This window comes from Bartonella sp. OC16QHHD (assembly GCF_042194035.1).
Taxonomy (GTDB): domain Bacteria; phylum Pseudomonadota; class Alphaproteobacteria; order Rhizobiales; family Rhizobiaceae; genus Bartonella.
On the sequence record NZ_JBHIMJ010000071.1, the window covers coordinates 1 to 2,638 of the forward strand.

Below are 2,638 nucleotides of genomic sequence, written 5' to 3' on the forward strand. Positions count from 1 at the left end.
CCCGATCGGGGTAAAAATACCCCCCACAACAGAGGCAATACCAGCCCCAACCACTTCGATCACTGTCCCGATCCAACCAAAAGAGGCAGCAAATGCACTTCCTGAGACAGCAATCCCCCGTAAAGCCCCGACCAACAAGGTCATGGGGCGTAAGAGTCGGAGTGAACTTGCCCCAAGACACGCGGTTAGCAAACCCAGCGAGCGCCCTGCGGCTGCTAAGCCACGCCAGCTTGCAGCAACACCACGACTGAGTACTCTAAGCTTAATAAAAGACGTGATCAATTGAAGAAGCCCAAGGCGTGTACCGGCAAGAGTAAAGCGCAACACGCGCAGAGCAATATTAAAAGCCATCAGAGCGGCAATGGTTTTGATGATGGCGCTTGTTAAAGTGGGATGGGCATTCGCCCACGCCATAAGCCCATTGGTAAAATTGCCAACACTTTCCATCAAACTGTTGAGAGGAGGCAGAAGCACTTCACCAATGCTAATCCCCAAAGCCACAATGCGGTTTTGTAAGAGTTCAAATTGCCGCATGGCACCGGTTGCTTGTTTGTCTGCTTCTTGCTCTACAGAGCCTTTAAAGACTTGTGGATCTTTCACATACTCTAAAGCTTGCCCTAACAATTCGGGATTGCCCACCAATTTGGCAAAATCACCGGTAAAATCGCGCCCAGCAATGGCAATCAGCGAGCGCATCCCCTGTTCGGATTTACCCAACACATTAAAAAAGCGTACCAAGGTGCCGGTGGCATCTTTGTCCAGATCTTGCATGAATTTTTCGCGAGAAAGCCCGATATTAGCAAAAGCATCTTCAATATGCTTGCCCCCTGCCTGAATACGGGCACTCATGGCATTAAAACCACGCGCGGCACTCTCAGGAACAATCCCAGCAGAAATCATCGCCGTACCAAATGCCGCAGCTTCGCGCGCGGTGAGCTTAAACATGGTTGCCGCACCGGTGGCACGATTGGTAAAATCAGACACTTCACTGGCTTTTGCCGCCATGTGATTAGAGAGATGATTGATAGCATCGCCTAGATCTTCAATACCTACCTGATTAAGCTTAAAAACATTGCGCAATTTGGCAAAGCGCTCCCCAATCTGATCTCCCGTCATATCAAAAGCTACAGCTGCTTTAGCGGCGTAAATGCTAAAAGCTTCTAGATCTTGTTCGCCAATCCCTGCTTGGCTGGCACTGGTCATCAATTCTAAGACTTCACGCGCCGCTAACGGAATCTTGGTGGAGGTTTCAAGCGCAAAACGGCGCAATTCCTTTAAGCGATCAAGGGGGGCATCGAGAACCTTTTCTAATCCCTTCATCGATTGATCAAATTGCATGGCTTTATAGAGCGGTGCAATTAAGGTTGCTGTTTGCGCAATGGCACCCACCATGCGCCCCCGCGCTTGGATAAAAGCATTTTCCGCATTCTTTGTCGCATCCTCAAGATGCTCAGGGTCAAACCACCCTTTAAAATGCTGCCTTGTCTTGTTTTGGAAATGCGCAACATCTGAACTAAAGGCTGCAAGATCTCGCTTGGCAGAAGCGATCCCCTCTTGCAGATGATTAACAAAACGCACAACAAGAGAAACATCCATGATCGTCTCTTATCCTAACTGATGGCTTTCATATTCTTGAGCTTTCAGGCGCGCGAGTTCTTCTCGATAGGCAATCACATCCAGCCAATCCATCTGGTTAATCTCTGAAGGCGCCCAGTGATAATAAAGGGCTAGTTCTGCCCCAAATTGTCTGGCAGAGAGGATTGGCGTTGCGTAAAAAAAGCAAAAAAAGCCTTCAATATTGCGACAATATCCATCACATCAACTCGATCAATCAATTCAATAGATTCATGTGACATATCAGCCAAAAGTGCTGTGATGCCTTCTGTTGCCTCACTTGTGAACAAAACTTGAGAAAGCTTCGTGATAAGCACATCATTGCTCAAAGTTGTTTTTTGCTCTCCAAACTCAGGAAGCAGCAGCTCTGTCAATTGTGGTCCAATGAGCACCGCTAATTGCTTGGCATGCTTAAAAGTGGGGCGATAAAAGGTCAGTTTCTTGCAGAGAGATTCTTTGCCACCTTTATCTTGATAAGGAAGCGGAACCTGCAATTCCACGTCAATGCTGGTTTGTAAACTTGTCATGATCAATTCCTATAAATTGAGAATAGAGCGGCGGCGAGAACCGATCTCTTGCCCGTTGCGGACAAGCCAGCCGCCCCGTTTAAAAGAAAAGCGGTGCAAAACAGAACCATCCCAAAATTCCGTATAATCCCAAACATTTTTGATCTCGCAATCATAGCCTGTGGCTTTCCCAGCCGTTAAGCCTTCACTATCCACTTTGACCAAACGCCCTGTCACATCAATGGAATGCTCATGCTCGCGTCCATCTTCTTCAGAGATCACATGTTTTTTGCCTGTGAATTTATGACGAAGACCAGGAGGACCACCAAAAATACCGATAATTTCGGGGGTGTGGCTGCGGATTTTCATTTGCATGCTCAAAGCTTTGACACCAAGACCGCTCACATCAATTTGCATATCAGAGCCGCCCGGTTGATAGGTTTCTGTAATTTCTTCCAACGTAGGTAATTTGAGGGTTTCAAGATCAAGATGGAGATTCACATCATCATCAACAATCA

3 protein-coding genes are annotated in these 2,638 nt (G+C 47.2%); all 3 read right to left on the reverse strand.

Annotation, left to right across the window (positions count from 1 at the left end):
• Positions 1–1,596, reverse strand: a 1,596-nt coding sequence (locus ACFIK1_RS07150) for a phage tail tape measure protein (protein WP_375662450.1), incomplete at its 3' end; no start/stop codon positions are given.
• A gap of 131 nt (positions 1,597–1,727) precedes the next feature.
• On the reverse strand, positions 1,728–2,141 hold the full coding sequence (locus tag ACFIK1_RS07155) for a hypothetical protein (RefSeq protein ID WP_273790101.1): 414 nt from the start codon (positions 2,139–2,141) through the stop codon (positions 1,728–1,730).
• A 9-nt stretch (positions 2,142–2,150) separates the two neighbouring features.
• Complete coding sequence (locus ACFIK1_RS07160; protein ID WP_375662451.1) at positions 2,151–2,636, reverse strand: phage major tail tube protein; 486 nt, start codon at positions 2,634–2,636, stop codon at positions 2,151–2,153.
• Between the last annotated feature and the right edge of the window lie 2 nt (positions 2,637–2,638).